At 60.2% G+C, this 18,185-nt stretch carries 20 protein-coding genes; 18 read left to right on the top strand and 2 right to left on the bottom strand.

Going from position 1 to position 18,185, the window contains the following annotated elements:
* Window positions 1-34 precede the first annotated feature (34 nt).
* From iscA to AC1RS8_RS07745, 17 genes are all read left to right on the top strand, one after another.
* Window positions 35-358 carry an iron-sulfur cluster assembly protein IscA gene (gene iscA / locus AC1RS8_RS07825; RefSeq protein ID WP_003227904.1) on the top strand — a complete coding sequence of 108 codons (324 nt, stop codon included), beginning with the start codon at window positions 35-37 and terminating at the stop codon, window positions 356-358.
* 8 nt (window positions 359-366) lie between these two features.
* Window positions 367-888, top strand: a complete 522-nt coding sequence (gene hscB, locus AC1RS8_RS07820; RefSeq protein ID WP_057716302.1) for a co-chaperone HscB — start codon at window positions 367-369, stop codon at window positions 886-888.
* Window positions 889-939: 51 nt separating this feature from the next.
* The gene (hscA, locus tag AC1RS8_RS07815) at window positions 940-2,802 is read left to right on the top strand and encodes a Fe-S protein assembly chaperone HscA (RefSeq protein ID WP_057716301.1); all 1,863 of its coding nucleotides are present in this window, start codon (window positions 940-942) and stop codon (window positions 2,800-2,802) included.
* A 2-nt stretch (window positions 2,803-2,804) separates the two neighbouring features.
* Entirely contained in the window at window positions 2,805-3,146 is a 342-nt protein-coding gene (fdx, locus tag AC1RS8_RS07810; protein ID WP_007998670.1) for an ISC system 2Fe-2S type ferredoxin, read from the top strand.
* Between the two features lie 14 nt (window positions 3,147-3,160).
* Window positions 3,161-3,361 (top strand): Fe-S cluster assembly protein IscX, encoded by a 201-nt coding sequence (gene iscX / locus AC1RS8_RS07805; protein ID WP_008070969.1) that lies wholly within the window; start codon window positions 3,161-3,163, stop codon window positions 3,359-3,361.
* A gap of 89 nt (window positions 3,362-3,450) precedes the next feature.
* Window positions 3,451-3,876: a nucleoside-diphosphate kinase gene (gene ndk / locus AC1RS8_RS07800; RefSeq protein WP_007903599.1), complete on the top strand. Its 426-nt coding sequence runs from the start codon at window positions 3,451-3,453 to the stop codon at window positions 3,874-3,876.
* 28 nt (window positions 3,877-3,904) lie between these two features.
* Window positions 3,905-5,047 (top strand): dual-specificity RNA methyltransferase RlmN, encoded by a 1,143-nt coding sequence (gene rlmN / locus AC1RS8_RS07795; RefSeq protein ID WP_046040918.1) that lies wholly within the window; start codon window positions 3,905-3,907, stop codon window positions 5,045-5,047.
* A gap of 16 nt (window positions 5,048-5,063) precedes the next feature.
* A complete protein-coding gene (pilW, locus tag AC1RS8_RS07790) occupies window positions 5,064-5,822 on the top strand; it encodes a type IV pilus biogenesis/stability protein PilW (protein ID WP_489339787.1) in 759 nt (252 codons plus the stop codon).
* On the top strand, window positions 5,822-6,847 hold the full coding sequence (locus AC1RS8_RS07785) for a RodZ domain-containing protein (protein ID WP_489339788.1): 1,026 nt from the start codon (window positions 5,822-5,824) through the stop codon (window positions 6,845-6,847). Before pilW ends, AC1RS8_RS07785 begins: the two co-directional genes overlap by 1 nt.
* A gap of 3 nt (window positions 6,848-6,850) precedes the next feature.
* Complete coding sequence (ispG, locus tag AC1RS8_RS07780) at window positions 6,851-7,960, top strand: flavodoxin-dependent (E)-4-hydroxy-3-methylbut-2-enyl-diphosphate synthase (protein WP_008057743.1); 1,110 nt, start codon at window positions 6,851-6,853, stop codon at window positions 7,958-7,960.
* Window positions 7,961-7,998: 38 nt separating this feature from the next.
* Window positions 7,999-9,288, top strand: a complete 1,290-nt coding sequence (gene hisS, locus AC1RS8_RS07775) for a histidine--tRNA ligase (RefSeq protein WP_008053247.1) — start codon at window positions 7,999-8,001, stop codon at window positions 9,286-9,288.
* Window positions 9,289-9,329: 41 nt separating this feature from the next.
* Window positions 9,330-9,971: a tetratricopeptide repeat protein gene (locus tag AC1RS8_RS07770; RefSeq protein WP_057716297.1), complete on the top strand. Its 642-nt coding sequence runs from the start codon at window positions 9,330-9,332 to the stop codon at window positions 9,969-9,971.
* Window positions 9,964-11,115, top strand: coding sequence for an outer membrane protein assembly factor BamB (gene bamB / locus AC1RS8_RS07765; RefSeq protein WP_489339789.1), 1,152 nt, complete (start codon window positions 9,964-9,966; stop codon window positions 11,113-11,115). Before AC1RS8_RS07770 ends, bamB begins: the two co-directional genes overlap by 8 nt.
* 76 nt (window positions 11,116-11,191) lie before the next feature.
* Window positions 11,192-11,368, top strand: a complete 177-nt coding sequence (locus tag AC1RS8_RS07760; RefSeq protein ID WP_157858934.1) for a hypothetical protein — start codon at window positions 11,192-11,194, stop codon at window positions 11,366-11,368.
* A complete protein-coding gene (gene der, locus AC1RS8_RS07755; protein ID WP_057716294.1) occupies window positions 11,356-12,825 on the top strand; it encodes a ribosome biogenesis GTPase Der in 1,470 nt (489 codons plus the stop codon). The genes AC1RS8_RS07760 and der overlap by 13 nt, the downstream gene beginning before the upstream one ends.
* 291 nt (window positions 12,826-13,116) lie before the next feature.
* Window positions 13,117-14,265, top strand: a complete 1,149-nt coding sequence (locus AC1RS8_RS07750) for a pyridoxal phosphate-dependent aminotransferase (RefSeq protein WP_489339790.1) — start codon at window positions 13,117-13,119, stop codon at window positions 14,263-14,265.
* Window positions 14,253-15,044 carry an amidohydrolase gene (locus AC1RS8_RS07745; RefSeq protein ID WP_057716292.1) on the top strand — a complete coding sequence of 264 codons (792 nt, stop codon included), beginning with the start codon at window positions 14,253-14,255 and terminating at the stop codon, window positions 15,042-15,044. Before AC1RS8_RS07750 ends, AC1RS8_RS07745 begins: the two co-directional genes overlap by 13 nt.
* A gap of 186 nt (window positions 15,045-15,230) precedes the next feature.
* Here AC1RS8_RS07745 and leuA read toward each other — a convergent pair whose 3' ends face one another.
* Window positions 15,231-16,910, bottom strand: a complete 1,680-nt coding sequence (leuA, locus tag AC1RS8_RS07740; RefSeq protein WP_489339791.1) for a 2-isopropylmalate synthase — start codon at window positions 16,908-16,910, stop codon at window positions 15,231-15,233.
* A gap of 166 nt (window positions 16,911-17,076) precedes the next feature.
* Here leuA and AC1RS8_RS07735 point away from each other — a divergent pair, with 166 nt between their 5' ends.
* On the top strand, window positions 17,077-17,238 hold the full coding sequence (locus tag AC1RS8_RS07735; protein ID WP_167362849.1) for a hypothetical protein: 162 nt from the start codon (window positions 17,077-17,079) through the stop codon (window positions 17,236-17,238).
* 124 nt (window positions 17,239-17,362) lie between these two features.
* Here the strand turns inward: AC1RS8_RS07735 and AC1RS8_RS07730 are convergent, their stop codons facing one another.
* Window positions 17,363-18,184: a peptidoglycan DD-metalloendopeptidase family protein gene (locus AC1RS8_RS07730; protein ID WP_102670186.1), complete on the bottom strand. Its 822-nt coding sequence runs from the start codon at window positions 18,182-18,184 to the stop codon at window positions 17,363-17,365.
* Between the last annotated feature and the right edge of the window lies 1 nt (window position 18,185).

Below are 18,185 nucleotides of genomic sequence, written 5' to 3'. Positions count from 1 at the left end.
TTTTCGAGTTTTGGCGACGAGTAAGGAGTCACCGATGGCTATCAGCATGACAGAAGCGGCTGCTCGACACGTGCGGCGCTCCCTCGACGGGCGCGGCAAAGGTGAAGGGATTCGTCTGGGTGTTCGCACCACGGGCTGTTCCGGCCTTGCCTACGTGCTGGAGTTTGTCGACGAGGTGGTTGCAGAGGACCAGGTGTTCGAGAGTCACGGCGAGAAAGTGATCATCGACCCGAAGAGCCTGGCCTACCTGGACGGCACCGAACTCGATTTCGTCAAGGAAGGGTTGAACGAAGGCTTCAAGTTCAACAACCCCAACGTACGCGGTGAATGTGGCTGCGGCGAAAGCTTCAACATCTGAGGCTTGTCGTGGGTACTCCTTGTCATTTCGCTTTATTTGAGCTGCAACCGAGTTTCGATCTGGACCTCGATCAGCTGGCTACGCGCTACCGTGAGTTGGCGCGCGGCGTTCATCCGGACCGTTTTGCTGACGCTTCCGAGCGCGAGCAGCGGTTGGCGCTGGAACAATCCGCGAGCCTCAACGAGGCCTACCAGACGCTCAAGAGTCCACCCAAGCGCGCGCGTTACCTGCTCGCCTTGAATGGTGGCGAGCTGCCGCTGGAGGTCACGGTGCATGATCCGGAGTTTCTGCTGCAGCAAATGGAGTTGCGCGAAGAGCTCGAAGACCTGCAGGACAGCGCCGACCTGAATGGCGTTGCCGTCTTCAAGCGCCGCCTCAAGGCTGCCCAGGATGAACTGAACCAAAGCTTCGCAGCTTGCTGGAACGATGCCGCGCACCGTGAACGGGCCGAACGCCTGATGCGGCGCATGCAGTTCCTCGACAAGCTCACCTACGAAGTGCGCCAGTTAGAAGAGCGCCTCGACGATTAACCCAGTGCCGCTCCGGTCGCACGCCTGATATACAGATAAGTCCTGATAACGATGGCCCTACTGCAGATCGCCGAACCCGGCCAAAGTCCTCAACCGCACCAGCGTCGTCTGGCTGTGGGGATCGACTTGGGCACTACCAATTCGCTGGTCGCTGCATTGCGCAGTGGACTTTCCGAGCCTCTGGCTGACGCAGAAGGGCGGGTCATCCTGCCGTCTGCCGTGCGCTACCATGCCGATCGCGTCGAAGTTGGCGAATCCGCCAAACTGGCCGCCGCCACCGATCCTTTGAACACCGTGCTGTCGGTCAAGCGCTTGATGGGTCGTGGTTTGTCCGATGTCAAGCAATTGGGCGATCAACTGCCATACCGCTTTGTCGGTGGCGAATCGCACATGCCGTTCATCGAGACGATCCAGGGCCCGAAAAGCCCGGTGGAAGTCTCCGCCGACATCCTCAAGGTCCTGCGTCAGCGTGCCGAGGCGACCCTGGGCGGTGAGCTGGTGGGCGCGGTGATCACCGTTCCGGCCTATTTCGACGACGCTCAGCGTCAAGCCACCAAGGACGCGGCCAAGCTGGCCGGTCTGAACGTGTTGCGCTTGCTCAATGAGCCGACCGCGGCAGCCGTGGCTTACGGTCTGGACCAGCACGCCGAAGGCCTGGTCGCGATTTACGATCTGGGCGGCGGCACCTTCGATATTTCGATTCTGCGCCTGACCGGCGGTGTCTTCGAAGTGTTGGCCACAGGCGGCGACAGCGCCCTGGGTGGCGATGACTTCGACCACGCGATTGCCGGCTGGATCATTGAGGGCGCCGGTTTGTCGGCCGACCTTGATCCGGGCGCGCAGCGTCAACTGCTGCAGACTGCCTGTGCCGCCAAAGAAGCGCTGACCAGTGCCTCGTCGGTCGAAGTGGCGCATGGCGCCTGGAAAGCCGAACTGACCCGTGAAGCCTTTGATGCGTTGATCGAGCCGATGGTCGCGCGAAGCCTGAAGGCCTGCCGCCGCGCGGTGCGTGATTCCGGTGTCGAGCTGGAAGACGTGCATGCCGTGGTCATGGTCGGTGGTTCGACTCGCGTGCCTCGCGTTCGTGAAGCCGTCGCCGAAGCCTTCGGTCGCCAGCCGCTGACTGAAATCGACCCGGATCAAGTGGTGGCCATCGGTGCCGCGATCCAGGCCGATACCCTGGCCGGCAACAAGCGCGATGGCGATGAACTGCTGCTGCTCGACGTGATTCCGTTGTCCCTGGGGCTGGAAACCATGGGCGGCCTGATGGAGAAGGTGATTCCGCGCAACACCACCATCCCCGTCGCTCGTGCCCAGGACTTCACCACTTACAAAGACGGCCAGTCGGCCATGGCCATCCACGTATTGCAGGGCGAGCGCGAGCTGATCAGCGACTGCCGCTCCCTGGCGCGCTTTGAGCTGCGTGGCATTCCAGCGATGGTGGCCGGCGCAGCGAAGATTCGCGTGACCTTCCAGGTCGATGCCGATGGCTTGCTCAGTGTTTCCGCCCGCGAACTGGGTTCGGGCGTGGAAGCCAGCATCCAGGTCAAGCCGTCCTACGGTCTGACCGACGGCGAAATCGCCAAGATGCTCAAGGATTCGTTCCAGCACGCCAACGATGACAAGGTTGCCCGCGTACTGCGTGAGCAGCAGGTCGATGCCCAGCGCCTGATCGAAGCGGTGCAGGCTGCTCTGGAGGCCGACGGCGACCGACTGCTCGACGCCGACGAGCGCATGGTCATCGACCTGCAGGTGCAGGAACTGACCGAACTGATGAAAGGTACCGATGGTTACGCCATCGAGCAGCAGACCAAGCGTCTGTCGCAAGTGACCGACGCCTTTGCTGCCCGCCGCCTGGACTCGACGGTGAAAGCCGCGCTGGCGGGGCGCAACCTGAATGAGATTGAGGAATAACGATGCCGCAGGTCATTTTTCTGCCACACGAGAAGTTTTGCCCCGAAGGCATGGTTGTTGAGGCTGAGACGGGTATTTCCATCCTCGAACTGGCCCACGAGCACCACATCGAGATGGAAAGTGCCTGTGGCGGCGTTTGTGCCTGCACCACTTGCCACTGCATCATCCGCGAGGGTTTCGACTCGCTGGAAGAGGCTGACGAGCTGGAAGAGGACTACCTTGATAAGGCTTGGGGTCTTGAGCGCGAGTCCCGTCTGGGGTGCCAGGCCAAGGTCGGTACCGAAGACCTGACCGTCGAGATTCCGAAGTATTCGCTCAACCATGCGGCCGAAGCACCGCACTGATTCAAGGATCTGAAATGAGTCTGAAATGGGTTGATGTGCTGGAAATCGCGATCCAGTTGGCTGAAAGCAAGCCTGAGGTGGACCCGCGTTACGTGAACTTCGTCGATCTGCACCAATGGGTGCTGGCATTGCCGGAGTTCAGCGATGATCCGACCCGCGGCGGCGAGAAAGTGCTTGAAGCCATTCAGGCCGCCTGGATCGAAGAGGCAGACTGAGTCTGTCGAGCAGGTTAGGCAATACCCGAGAACCCGCGTATAATTCGCGGGTTTAATTTTTCGTAAATTACCGTTTCTGGAGTTACACCATGGCTGTTCAACGTACTTTCTCCATCATCAAGCCTGACGCCGTTGCTAAAAACGTTATCGGCGAGATCACCACTCGTTTCGAAAAAGCTGGCCTGCGCGTTGTAGCTTCGAAACTGAAGCAACTGTCCAAAGCCGAAGCTGAAGGCTTCTACGCTGAGCACAGCGCTCGTGGTTTCTTCAACGACCTGGTTGCTTTCATGATCTCCGGTCCGGTTGTCGTTCAGGTTCTGGAAGGCGAAAACGCTATCGCTCTGAACCGTGAGCTGATGGGCGCTACCAACCCTAAAGAAGCTGCTGCCGGCACCATCCGCGCTGACTTCGCTGATTCCATCGACGCCAACGCCGTACACGGTTCGGACTCCGAAGCCGCTGCCGCTCGCGAAATCTCGTACTTCTTCGCAGCTACTGAAGTAACCACTCGCTAAGCATTGGCTTAAGAGTGAAGGTGAATCCATGACTACATCGACTGTAAAAACTAACCTGCTGGGTCTGACCCAGCTGGAAATGGAAAAATTCTTCGACTCAATCGGGGAGAAGCGTTTCCGTGCCGGTCAGGTAATGAAATGGATTCACCACTTTGGTGTCGATGATTTCGATGCCATGACGAACGTCAGCAAGGCCTTGCGCGAAAAGCTCAAGGTTGTTGCTGAGGTCCGTGGTCCGGAAGTGGTCAGCGAGGACATCTCCAGCGACGGCACCCGCAAGTGGGTGGTGCGCGTGGCGTCCGGCAGCTGCGTCGAGACCGTTTACATTCCCCAGGGCAAGCGCGGCACCTTGTGCGTTTCGTCCCAGGCAGGCTGTGCCCTGGATTGCAGTTTCTGCTCCACCGGCAAGCAAGGCTTCAACAGCAACCTCACCGCCGCCGAAGTCATCGGGCAGGTGTGGATTGCCAACAAATCCTTTGGCAGCGTCCCGGCAACCGTCGACCGTGCCATCACCAACGTGGTGATGATGGGCATGGGTGAGCCGCTGCTGAACTTCGACAACGTCGTCGCGGCCATGCATTTGATGATGGACGACCTGGGCTACGGCATTTCCAAGCGCCGTGTGACCCTGTCGACCTCCGGCGTGGTGCCGATGATCGATGAGCTCTCCAAGCACATCGACGTCTCCCTGGCGTTGTCCCTGCACGCCCCGAATGACGCATTGCGTAACCAATTGGTGCCGATCAACAAGAAGTATCCGCTTAAGATGCTCCTCGAGTCGTGCCAGCGCTACATGTCGAATCTCGGCGAAAAGCGCGTGCTGACCATCGAGTACACCTTGCTCAAAGATATCAACGACAAGGTCGAGCACGCCGTGGAGATGATCGAGCTGCTCAAGAACATCCCGTGCAAGATCAACCTGATCCCGTTCAACCCGTTCCCGCACTCCGGTTACGAGCGCCCGAGCAACAACGCCATTCGTCGTTTCCAGGATCAGCTTCATCATGCCGGTTTCAACGTCACCGTCCGCACCACCCGTGGTGAAGACATCGATGCGGCCTGTGGTCAACTGGTAGGGCAGGTGCTGGATCGCACCCGTCGCAGCGAACGTTATATCGCCGTGCGTGAACTCAACGCCGACAACGATGTAGCGCAAGACGCCGCGAAATAACCAAGAGAGGATCTCTATGTCCCTGCGCTTTGCGCTGCTTTTGCTGTTGGCCAGCCTGTGTGCTGGCTGCGTGCTTTCGGGTGATTACAACCCGATGAAGACCAGCAAGGGCCGTGATGAAGCGCGTGAGGCCTATGTGCAACTCGGTATCGGGTATTTGCAACAAGGCATGACCGAACGCGCCAAGGTTCCGTTGAAGAAAGCATTGGAGCTGGATGGCTCCGACCCTGATGCCAACGCGGCGCTGGGGCTGGTGTTCCAGGCCGAGATGGAACCGGAACTTGCCGACGAGCATTTTCGCAAGGCGCTGGCTTCCCGTCCCGCCGATGCACGAATCCTCAATAACTACGGCAGTTTCCTGTTCGAGCAGAAGCGTTACAACGAAGCCTACGAGCGCTTTGAACAGGCCGCTGCCGATACCCTGTATCCTGAGCGTTCGCGGGTGTTCGAGAACCTGGGCATGACCGCAGCGATGCTCGGTCAGCGCGATCTGGCCCGGCAGCAACTGGAAAAAGCCCTGCGCCTGAACCGCCAACAACCACGTGCATTGCTGGAAATGGCTGAGTTGTCTTACGAAGACAGGCATTATGTGCCTGCGCGTGACTATTACGACCGTTTTAGCCAGCTCTCCGGGCAAAATGCACGTAGTCTATTGCTCGGCGTTCGGCTGGCAAAAGTGTTCGAAGACCGCGACAAGGCCGCAAGTGCAGGCCTGCAACTAAAAAGACTCTATCCCGGTACGCCGGAATATCAGCAATACCTGTCGGAGCAATGATGAAAGCGGCGCATCCCGAAGTTGTAGCAGCGAATCGCGTAAATCCCGGTGAGACTTTGCGCCAGGCCCGCGAAAGCAATGGCTGGTCGCTGGCCGAAGTGGCCCTCAAGCTCAACCTCACCACCACTTCCTTGAGCAATCTGGAAGCCGGCGCCTTCGACAAGCTGCCCGGGCATACTTTTGCCCGCGGTTACATTCGCGCCTATGCCAAATTGCTCGGCATGGACCAGGCCGTTCTGGTCCAGCAATTCGATCAATCCACCGGTACCGACTCCCAGGGCAGCAATGTTCACAGCCTGGGCCGTATTGAAGAGCCGGTCCGGGTTTCCCACACCATTTTGCGAATCGTCAGCCTGCTGTTGCTGGTCGCGGTGATCGGTGGCGGTTTCGTCTGGTGGCAGGATCAGACCTCGATGCGCACCAAGGACCTGATCGGTCTGGCACCAGAGCACGTAGAAGTCGAAGGCGCCGACGGTACGACACAGATTCACCCGCTGGACGAGCCGGAAGACCAGGCCGTCGTGGAAGGTCAGAGCGAAGGCGTAACCGCCCTCGCGCTGCCACAGGCCGACGCTCCGGCTGAAGCACCAGAGCAGGCTCAGGCGACTGCGCCAGCTGCCCCGGTAGCGCCAGCCGCACCCGCGCACACCACTGCGCCCGTTGTCGCAGCGCCGGTGACCCCGGCAGCTCCGGCTCCGGCAGCTCCTGCCGTCCCGGCCCCGGTGGCGACTGCACCGGTAGCCCCTGTCGCTCCGGCTCCAGCGGCAGCCGCGCCGGTGGCCGGTCAAGGCCAGGTTCAGGTGCAGTTCACCTCCGATTGCTGGACACAAGTGACCGACGGTAACGGCAAGGTGCTGTTCAGCGGTCTCAAACGCAAAGGCGACAGCCTGGCGGTCAATGGCAAACCACCGTTTGCCGTGCGTCTGGGCTTTGCCCGTGGCGCTCAGGTCAGCTACAACGGCCAGCCGGTTGATGTCGCTCCGTTCACCAGTGGCGAGACTGCTCGCCTGAAGTTGGGTCAATAAGTCATGCACGGCGAATCTCCAATCAAACGTCGCGAATCCCGCAAGATCTGGGTCGGTAACGTGCCTGTGGGCGGCGATGCGCCTATCGCTGTGCAGAGCATGACCAACAGCGACACCAACGATGTTGCGGCCACCGTCGCGCAGATCAATCGCCTGGAAGCGGCCGGCGTCGATATCGTGCGGGTCTCCGTACCGGACATGGACGCCGCCGAAGCCTTCGGCAAGATCAAGCAGCTGGTCAAAGTACCCTTGGTTGCCGACATTCACTTCGATTACCGGATCGCTTTGCGCGTAGCCGAACTGGGTGTCGATTGCCTGCGGATCAACCCGGGCAACATCGGTCGCGAAGACCGCGTGCGTGCGGTGGTGGATGCCGCCCGTGACCGCGGGATCCCGATCCGTATCGGCGTGAACGCCGGTTCCCTGGAAAAAGACCTGCAAAAGAAATACGGCGAGCCGACCCCGGCAGCGCTGGTCGAGTCTGCCTTGCGCCACGTCGAGCACCTTGAGCGCCTGAACTTCCAGGACTTCAAGGTCAGCGTGAAAGCCTCCGATGTGTTCATGGCCGTCGAAGCCTACCGCTTGCTTGCCAAGGAAATCGTCCAGCCGCTGCACCTGGGCATCACCGAAGCCGGTGGATTGCGTTCCGGCACGGTGAAATCTGCCGTGGGCCTCGGTATGCTGCTCGCCGAAGGGATTGGCGATACTATTCGCATCTCGTTGGCGGCCGACCCGGTCGAGGAAGTGAAAGTCGGCTACGACATTCTCAAATCCCTGCACCTGCGTTCCCGTGGCATCAACTTCATCGCCTGCCCGAGCTGCTCGCGGCAGAACTTCGATGTGGTCAAGACCATGAACGAGCTGGAAGGGCGCCTCGAGGATTTGCTGGTGCCGCTGGATGTCGCGGTTATCGGTTGCGTGGTCAATGGCCCGGGCGAAGCCAAGGAAGCCCATATCGGCTTGACCGGCGGCACGCCGAACCTGATTTACATCGACGGCAAGCCGTCGCAGAAGCTGACGAATGACAATCTGGTGGATGAGCTTGAACGCTTGATCCGCCAGAAAGCGGCCGAAAAGGTCGAAGCTGAAGCTGCCGTTATTGCGCGCGGCTAAGCCTGGCTAAAAAGAGCCGAACGAATTAAGGAATTTAAGTGAGCAAGTCTCTGCAAGCCATTCGTGGCATGAACGACATCCTGCCCGAACAGACTCCCCTGTGGCGTCATTTTGAAGGCACCGTTTCGCGCCTGCTGGATAACTACGGTTACAAGCAGATCCGCATGCCGATCGTCGAGTTCACCGAACTGTTCAAGCGTTCCATCGGTGAAGTGACCGACATCGTCGAAAAAGAGATGTACACCTTCGACGACCGTAACGGCGACTCCCTGACCCTACGCCCTGAAGGCACGGCGGCCTGTGTGCGCGCGGTGCTGGAACACGGCATCACTGGCGGCGGCCAGGTTCAGAAACTCTGGTACATCGGTCCGATGTTCCGCCACGAGCGTCCGCAAAAAGGCCGTTATCGCCAGTTCCACCAGATCGGTGTCGAAGTGTTCAACCTCGACGGTCCGGACATCGACGCCGAGTTGATCGTGCTGACCTGGCGCCTGTGGGGCGAACTGGGCATCCGCGATGCGGTCAAGCTCGAGCTCAACAGCCTGGGCACCAGCGAGTCTCGCGGTCGTTATCGCGAGGCACTGGTCGAGTTCCTGTCCCGGCATCTGGACAAGCTGGACGAAGACAGCCAGCGCCGCCTGAAGACCAACCCGTTGCGGGTCCTGGACACCAAGAACGCCGAGACGCAGGCGATTCTGGTCGATGCGCCGAAAATGGCCGACTACCTCGACGAAGAATCCCGCGTGCATTTCGAGGGCCTCAAGGCTCGTCTGGACGCCGCCGGCATTCCTTATGTGATCAACCCGAAGCTGGTTCGCGGGCTGGACTACTACAGCAAGACCGTTTTCGAATGGGTCACCGACAAACTTGGCGCCCAAGGCACCGTGTGTGCCGGTGGCCGTTACGACGGTCTGGTGGAGCAGATGGGCGGCAAGCCGACCGCCGGCGTTGGCTTTGCCATGGGCATCGAACGCCTGGTGCTGTTGCTCGAAACCCTGGAGCAGATCCCGCAAGAGATCTCCCGTCAGGTCGACGTCTACCTCTGCGCCTTCGGTGAAGCCGCCGAACTGGCCGGCCTGACCCTGGCAGAGCGCGTTCGTGACCAGTTGCCCAACCTGCGCCTGCAAGTGAATGCCGGCGCCGGCAGTTTCAAAAGCCAGTTCAAGAAGGCCGACAAGAGCGGCGCGCTGTACGCGCTGATCCTCGGTGACGACGAAATGGCCCAGCAAGTGGTAGGTTTCAAACCCCTGCGTGGCCAGGGCGAACAACAAAGCATTGCCTGGGATGCGCTTGCAGCACACCTGGCCACCTGCGTCGTGCAGGGTTGAAGCTGTCTAAACAGCCGAATTAGCGATTAAGGAGTATTGGGGTGTCGAGTACCGAAGACGAACATTTGATGGAATTGAAGGAATGGTGGTCACGCAACGGTAAGCCCCTGGTCACTGGCGGCCTGTTGGCGCTGGTCATCGTGTTCGGCTGGCAGGCGTTCCAGAAGTATCAGAGCAATCAGTCGCAAGGCGCCTCGATTCTCTATCAGCAATTGCTCGAAACCACGCTGACGCCTGACGGCAAGCCTGATGCGGCCCGTGTTTCGGACCTGGCCGGCAAGCTCAACAGCGAGTTCGGCGGCAGCGCCTATGCGCAGTACGGCAGCCTGTTCGTGGCCAAGGTAGCGGTCGACAGCGGCAAGCTGGACGACGCGGTCACCGAGCTCAAGGCTATTGTCGCCAAACCGGCCAACCCGGCGCTGGGCGAAATCGCCCGTCAGCGTCTGGCCCAGGTACTCGGCGCGCAAAACAAGGCCGACGAAGCACTGAAGCTGCTCGAAGGCGATGCCGACAAGGCATTCCTGGCCACTCGCGAAGAGCTCAAGGGTGACCTGCTGGTGCAGCTGGGTCGTACCGACGAGGCGAGCGCGGCGTATCAAAAAGCCAAGGCGGCACTGTCGGATGAAGCGGCGGTCGGTGGCCTGCAAATCAAGCTGGACGACCTGGCCAAAGGGGATGCGTGACGTGATTCGTTGGAAACATGCAGCATTGCTGGCCCTGGCCATTTTGGCCGCGGGTTGCAGCAGCAACAGCAAAAAAGAACTGCCTCCGGCCGAACTGGTCGACTTCAAGGAAGAAGTGGTTCTGCACAAGCAGTGGAGTCGTTCGATCGGTGACGGTCAGGGCGAAACCTACAACATGCTGGTTCCGGCCATCGATGGCGATACCATCTATGCCGCCGACGTCACTGGCGTATTGATGGCGATGGACCGCAACACCGGCGACGTCAAATGGAAGAAAGACCTCGAGTTGCCTGTTTCCGGCGCCGTTGGCGTAGGTTACGGTCTGGTCACCATTGGTACGATCAAGGGTGAAATCGTTGCCCTGGACGCGATCAACGGTGAAGAAAAGTGGCGCGCTCGCGTGTCCAGCGAAGTACTGGCGCCGCCAGCCAACAACGGTGAAGTCGTGGTGGTTCAGACCCAGGACGATCGTCTGATCGGCCTGGATGCCTCCACCGGTGACCGTCGCTGGATCTATGACAGCACGCCTGCGGTACTGACCCTGCGTGGCACCAGTGCGCCGATCGTGACCAACCGCCTCGCGGTGGCTGGCCTGTCGACCGGTAAAGTGGTTGCCGTGGACATCTCCAACGGCGTACCGGTGTGGGAACAGCGCGTAGCGATCCCGCAAGGTCGTTCGGAGCTGGAACGCGTGGTCGACATCGACGGTGGCTTGCTGCTGTCGGGCGAGACGCTGTATGTCGCCAGCTATCAGGGGCGCGTTGCTGCTCTGGACCTGCAAAGCGGCCGTCAGCTCTGGCAGCGTGATGCTTCCAGCTATGCCGGTGTCGCCCAGGGTTTCGGTACCGTTTATGTGACCCTATCTTCGGGCACCGTTGAAGGCGTCGACGAGCGTTCCACCACAGCCTTGTGGAGCAACGACTCGCTGGCTCGCCGTCAACTGTCGGCTCCGGAAGTGTTCTCCAGCTACGTTGCAGTCGGTGACCTGGAAGGTTACCTGCACCTGCTGAGTCAGGTGGACGGTCGTTTCGTCGGCCGCGAGCGCATCGACAGCGACGGCTTGCGTGCCCGTCCGCTGGTGGTGGGTGACACGATTTATGTATATGGCAACAGCGGCAAACTGGAAGCCCTGACCATTAAGTAAAGGTTTGACTATGCTTGGGGTTAACCCCCCAGGCTGCTTCACCGTTTGTAAGAGTGTAGGAGCGAGCTTGCTCGCGATGGACGTCAACGATTACGTTGGCAATCTGGATAAACGCGGTGTCTTTGCGTTTTTCGCGAGCAAGCTCGCTCCTGCAAAAAAACACACGGTGATTGCCCCGAGCACCAGCCGCTGCCTCGCAGCGGCTTTTGTATTTTCTGAAATAACGAAGTGGAGAGCCGCATGGTTCCCGTAATCGCCCTGGTGGGCCGACCGAACGTCGGCAAGTCCACCTTGTTCAACCGCCTGACCAGGACTCGTGACGCCATCGTCGGCGACTTGTCCGGTCTGACCCGTGATCGCCAGTACGGTGAGGCCAAGTGGCAAGGGCGTTCCTACATTCTGATCGACACCGGCGGTATCTCCGGTGACGAGCACGGTATGGACGAAAAAATGGCCGAGCAGTCGCTGCTGGCCATTGAAGAAGCGGATGTCGTTCTGTTCCTGGTAGATGCCAAGGCCGGCTTCACCGCCGCCGACCAGATGATCGCCGAGCATTTGCGCAAACGTAACAAGCGTTCCCACGTGGTGGCCAACAAGGTCGACAACATCGACCCGGAAATGGCCCGCGCCGAATTCGCCCCGTTGGGCATGGGCCACGCGATCCCGATCGCCGGTGCCCACGGCCGTGGTATCACCCAGTTGCTGGAAATCGCACTGAGTGACTTCCCGAAAGACGAAGACGAGCTGGAAGAAGGCGAGGAAGAAGATGTAGCCGAAGGCGAGGAAGCCAAGCGCATTCCTGGCCCAAGCGAAAAAGACGGGATCAAGATCGCCATCATCGGCCGTCCGAACGTCGGCAAGTCGACCCTGGTCAACCGCATGCTCGGGGAAGACCGGGTAATCGTCTACGACCAACCCGGCACCACCCGCGACAGTATCTACATCCCGTTCGAGCGTAACGACGAGAAGTACACGCTGATCGACACCGCCGGTGTGCGCAAGCGCGGCAAGATCCACGAAGAAGTCGAAAAGTTCTCCGTGGTCAAAACCCTGCAAGCGATCAAAGACGCCAACGTGGTGATCTTCGTGATGGACGCACGCGAAGGCGTGGTGGATCACGACCTCAACCTGCTGGGCTTTGCCCTTGAGGCCGGTCGTGCATTGGTCATCGCGATCAACAAGTGGGACGGCATGACGCCGAGCGAGCGCGACTTCGTCAAGATCGAGTTGCAGCGTCGTCTGTTTTTCGTCGAGTTTGCCGATATTCACTTTATCTCGGCACTGCACGGCACCGGCGTGGGCAACCTCTACGCGTCGGTACAGAACTCGTTCAAGTCCGCGGTTACCCGTTGGCCGACCAGTCGCCTGACCCAGATCCTGGAAGACGCGGTCAGCGAGCACCAGCCGCCGATGGTCAACAGCCGCCGGATCAAGCTGCGTTATGCTCACCTTGGTGGCGCGAACCCGCCGATCATCGTGATCCACGGCAACCAGATCGAGAAGGTGCCGAAGTCCTACGTGCGTTACCTGGAAAACACCTACCGCCGTGTGCTGAAGCTGGTCGGTACGCCGATCCGCATCGAGTTCAAGGGTGGCGAGAACCCGTACGAAGGCAACAAGAACACGCTCACCGACCGTCAGGTCAACAAGAAGCGTCGTTTGATGTCGCACCACAAGAAGGCCGACAAGAAGCGTCGCGACAAGCGCTGATTCAGCGCTTGCTCACTCTTTTGGGGTGGGCTTGTTGTGGCGAGGGGGCTTGCCCCCGTTCGGTTGCGCAGCAGCCGCAATACCTGCAAGTGCGGTCTACCAGACACACCGAGATCGCAGGATTGGGGTCGCTTCGCGACCCAACGCGGGCAAGCCCGCTCGCCACAAGGTACGGCGGTGATCAATTGAAGAAGGGCGTCTATAAGGCGCCCTTTTTCATGCCTGCCGTTTGGGCTATCCTCGGACTCCCCCGCGCCGCCGTAGAGCCGGGTGTAGAGCAGGGAACCACCGATGATCACCAGCAAGCTGCCGAATGTCGGCATCACTATCTTCACTCAGATGTCTCAGCTCGCGGCTCAGACCGGCGCGCTCAATCTGTCCCAGGGCTTTCCCGATTTCGCGGCCCCGCAGGCCCTGTGCGATGCGGTCGGCCGGCATATCGCCAGCGGCCATAACCAGTATTCGCCAATGACCGGGCTGCCGGTGTTGCGTCAGCAGATCGCGGCGAAGATCGCCCGCAGTTATGGCGCACAGGTGGATGTGGATACTGAAGTGACGGTCACCCCCGGCGCGACCGAGGCGATTTTCTGTGCCATTCAGGCGGTTATCCACAGCGGTGACGAAGTCATTGTGTTTGACCCGGCATACGACAGCTACGAACCTTCGGTGGAGCTGGCAGGCGGCCGTTGCGTGCATGTGCAACTGGGCCTGAACGATTTCAGTATCGACTTCGAGAAGCTTGCTCAGGCACTGAGCCCGCGCACGCGGATGATCATTCTCAACACCCCGCACAACCCTAGCGGTGCGTTGATCAGCCGTGACGAACTCGACCAGTTGGCGACGTTAATCCGTGATCGCGATATCTATGTGATCAGCGACGAAGTCTACGAGCACCTGGTGTATGACGGCGTGCCTCACGTCAGCGTGCTGGCCCATGAAGAGCTGTATCAGCGTGCATTCGTGGTCAGTTCGTTCGGCAAGACCTACCACGTCACCGGCTGGAAAACCGGTTATGTGATCGCACCGCCGGCCCTGACGGCGGAATTGCGCAAGGTGCACCAGTACGTCAATTTCTGTGGTGTGACGCCGCTGCAATATGCCTTGGCCGATTTTATGGCCGAGCATCCCGAGCACGTCGAAGAGCTGCCTGCTTTCTATCAGGCCAAGCGTGATCTGTTCTGCGATCTGCTGGCACCGTCGCGTTTCAGTTTCACCCGGGTGACCGGCACCTATTTCCAGTTGGTCGATTACTCGCAGATCCGCCCGGACCTCAATGACGTCGAGATGGCCCTGTGGATGACTCGCGAGCACGGCGTGGCCAGTATCCCGATCTCGGTGTTCTACCAGACGCCACCGGTCGGCCAGCGCCTGGTGCGGCTGTGCTTTGCCAAGCGTGAGGAGACCCTGCATGAAGCGGCGGAAAAACTATGCGTGATCTGAGTGCATTGCCGAAACTGACCGTTGCGCTGATCCAGACGTCCCTGGCCTGGCACGACCGCCAGGCCAACCTCGAGCATTTCGAACCGTTGCTGGAGCAGGCTCGCGGCGCCGACCTGATCATTCTGCCGGAGATGTTCACCACCGGTTTCTCCATGGAGTCGGAAGCCCTCGCCGAAGCGGAAAACGGCCCCACCAGCAAATGGCTGCGGGCTCAGGCTTTGAGGCTTGATGCGGTGATCACCGGTAGCGTGATCGTCCAGGCCGCCGACGGCAGTCATCGCAATCGCCTGTTGTGGGCACGCCCGGATGGCGAGGTGTGGCATTACGACAAGCGTCATCTGTTCCGCATGGCCGGTGAGCATAACCACTACACCCCCGGCGAGCGCCAGGTGCAGTTCGAGCTCAAGGGCTGGCGAGTACGGCCGTTGATTTGCTACGACCTGCGCTTCCCGGTGTGGAGCCGTGACGCCCAGGACACCGACCTGCTGCTGTACACCGCGAACTGGCCCGGTGCGCGGCGTCAGCACTGGAACCGCTTGCTGCCGGCGCGGGCGATCGAGAACCTGTGCTATGTGGCGGCGGTGAACCGTATTGGCACGGATGGCAAAGGTTTTGCGTATACCGGTGACAGCCAGGTCCTGGATTTCCAGGGCGAGACGCTGCTCAGTGCCGGAGAGGCTGACGGGGTGTTCAAGGTGGTGCTGGATGCGGCTGAACTGGCGGCGTATCGCACGCGGTTTCCGGCGAATCTGGATGCCGATACCTTCGAGTTCACCTGAAATCTTTACTGTCTGACAGGGCCTCATCGCGAGCAAGCTCGCTCCCACAGTGACCGCGTTCACACCGATCAAATGTGGGAGCGAGCTTGCTCGCGATGGGGCCGGGACAAGCAATACAAAAACAGGCAGGCAAACAAAAAGGCCCCGAGGTTCACACCCCGGGGCCTTTTGCATTTCAGCGATGGGTTACGCCGCTTTCGCTTCCGGCTGGCTCAGCGAACGGTTCAGTGCGCTGAACAGGGCCTTGAAGCTGGCGGTGGTGATGTTTTCGTCGATGCCGACGCCATGCACCGCGCGTTCGCCGTTCACACGCAGTTCAATGTAGGCCGCAGCCTTGGCATTGGTGCCAGCGCCGATGGCGTGCTCGTTGTAATCCATGATTTCCACCGGTACCGGCAAGCCGGCCACCAGCGCCTCCAGGGCGCCGTTGCCCTTGCCGCGCCAGTGCAGGTTAGTCTCGCCCTGGCCTTGGCTGGCCACTTCCACTTCGACGGCGCTATGACCGTTTTCTTCCTGCAGGCGATGGCTGACCAGCGCGTACGGGGTGTTGGCCTGCAAGTACTCGCTGTGCAGCAATGCGTGGATCTGCTGGGCGGTCATTTCCAGGCCCAGGCGGTCGGTTTCACGCTGCACGACCTGGCTGAACTCGATCTGCATGCGACGCGGCAGGCTGATGCCGTATTCCTGTTCCAGCAGGTAGGCGATACCGCCCTTGCCCGACTGGCTGTTGACGCGGATGACCGCCTCGTAGCTGCGGCCGATGTCGGCCGGGTCGATCGGCAGGTACGGTACTTCCCACAGCGCGTCCGGTTTCTGCTGGGCAAAGCCCTTGCGAATCGCATCCTGGTGCGAGCCGGAGAACGCGGTATGCACCAGGTCGCCGACGTACGGGTGACGCGGGTGCACCTGGATCTGGTTGCACTCTTCGACGACTTTGCGCACGCCGTCGATGTCGGAGAAGTCCAGCTCAGGGTCCACGCCCTGGGTGTAGAGGTTCAACGCCACGGTCACGAGGTCGACGTTACCGGTACGCTCGCCGTTGCCGAACAGGCAGCCTTCGACACGGTCGGCGCCAGCCATCAGGCCCAGTTCGGTGGCGGCAACGCCGGTGCCACGGTCGTTGTGGGTGTGCAGGCTGATGATCACGCTGTCACGACGGTTGATGTGACGGCCAAACCATTCGATCTGGTCGGCATAGATGTTCGGCGTCGCGCATTCCACCGTGGCCGGCAGGTTGAGGATCATCTTGTGCTCGGGCGTCGGGTTCCAGACTTCGATCACCGCGTCGCAGACTTCCTTGGCGAACTCCATTTCGGTGGCGCTGAAGGTTTCCGGCGAGTACTCGAAGGTCCACTCGGTGTCCGGCTGCATGGCCGCGTATTTGACGAACAGCTTGGCGGCGTTCACGGCGATGGCCTTGACCCCGTCCTTGTCCTGGTTGAAGACAATGCGGCGGAAGGAAGGGGAGGTCGCGTTGTACAGGTGAACGATGGCTTTCTTCGCGCCGCGCAGGGATTCGAAGGTGCGCTCGATCAGGTCTTCACGGCCCTGGGTCAGCACCTGGATGGTGGTGTCGTCCGGGATGTGGTTGCCTTCGATCAGGGTGCGGACGAAGTCGAAGTCGGTTTGCGAGGCGGCCGGGAACGACGCTTCGATTTCCTTCACGCCGACCTGCACCAGGGTTTTCCAGAAACGCAGCTTCTTGACGGCGTCCATCGGTTCGATCAGCGACTGGTTGCCGTCGCGCAGGTCGGAGCTGCACCAGATCGGCGCGGCGGTGATGGTTTTCGACGGCCAGGTGCGGTCCGGAATGTCGATGGTCGGGAACGCGCGGTATTTCGAAGACGGGTCTTTGAGCATGCTCATCAGGAAATCCTTATTGTGTTGGCCGAAAAAAGGCGGCCTGCCGGTGGATCAAAAGTTCTTGGACTAACGCTTGGGACGAGGCACCACGATTCAGCCCGGCAGTCGTGCACTGACAAGGCACAGGCTGCGGTGCTGGCGGAGCTGAATGAGGGTGTGAGAGGTTTTCATGCCTTCAACCCTAACCTTGGGGGGGAAAGATGGCAAGCAGTCGAAAAAAATTGAGAGGAATACTCGTGAGCGGGTATTTATCGAGATTTTATTGCTGCGATTGGCAGTGATTGTTTTGTTGTTTGCGCGAGGTTTGAGTGGTGCGCAATTGATGATGTGACACTGCCGGACTGCTTTCGGTGTCTGTGATATTGCCATCGCGAGCAAGCCCGCTCCCACAGGTACAGCGCAATCCCTGTGGGAGCGGGCTTGCCCGCGAAGAGGCCATCGGCCTCGGCTAGGATTCAGGGCTGAAACGCACCAATGAAGATAGCCGGATCGACCCGCGCATCGTTCAGGCTGATGTTCCAGTGCATGTGCGGTCCGGTCGCGCGGCCGGTCGCGCCGACTTTGCCGACCACGTCACCACGGGCCAGTGGCTGCCCCACCTTCACGTCGATTTTCGACATGTGGCAGAACATGCTGATAAAGCCCTGGCCATGGTCGACGAACACTGTGTTGCCATTGAAGAAGTAGTTGCCGATCAGGATCACTTTGCCGGCGGCGGGGGTCTTGATTGGCGTACCGCCGGGTACGGCGAAGTCCAGGCCTGAGTGGGGGTTGCGCTCTTCACCGTTGAAAAAGCGCCGCACGCCGAACTTGCTCGACAGCGGCCCGTTCACCGGTTTGTCCAGCAGCAGGTTGCTCGGGGTGTTGGGGCTGAACGTGCGGTAGGCAGTAATCTGCTCAGCCAGTTCACGCTCGATGCGCTTGAGATTTTCCGGGTCCGGATTGACCTGTTGGGTGTTCTTCAGGGTGATGCGCTGTTCCGGGTATTTCTTGTTGCCAACCGTAAAATTCAGATTACGGCCGCCGCTGCTGACCGATTGAACCCCCGGCTTGACCGTCAGCGGCAGGCCGACAATGGCCAGCCAGTTGTTCTGCTCCTTCACTACCAGCACCGGTTTACCTTGATAAGTGGCTTTTGGCGCCTGGGCGGACGTGCCCAGGTCCACCACCGCAACGCCTCCCGGCACCGGTTTGTTCAACTGGCGAGTAATGTAGCTGTCGGCATGGGCGTTGAAGGTCAGGAGCAGCAACAGCAACGGAGCAAAGAAACGCGGCATG

This window comes from Pseudomonas sp. GW821-FHT12A04 (assembly GCF_058807755.1).
This window is presented reverse-complemented; position numbering and strand designations above follow the sequence as displayed.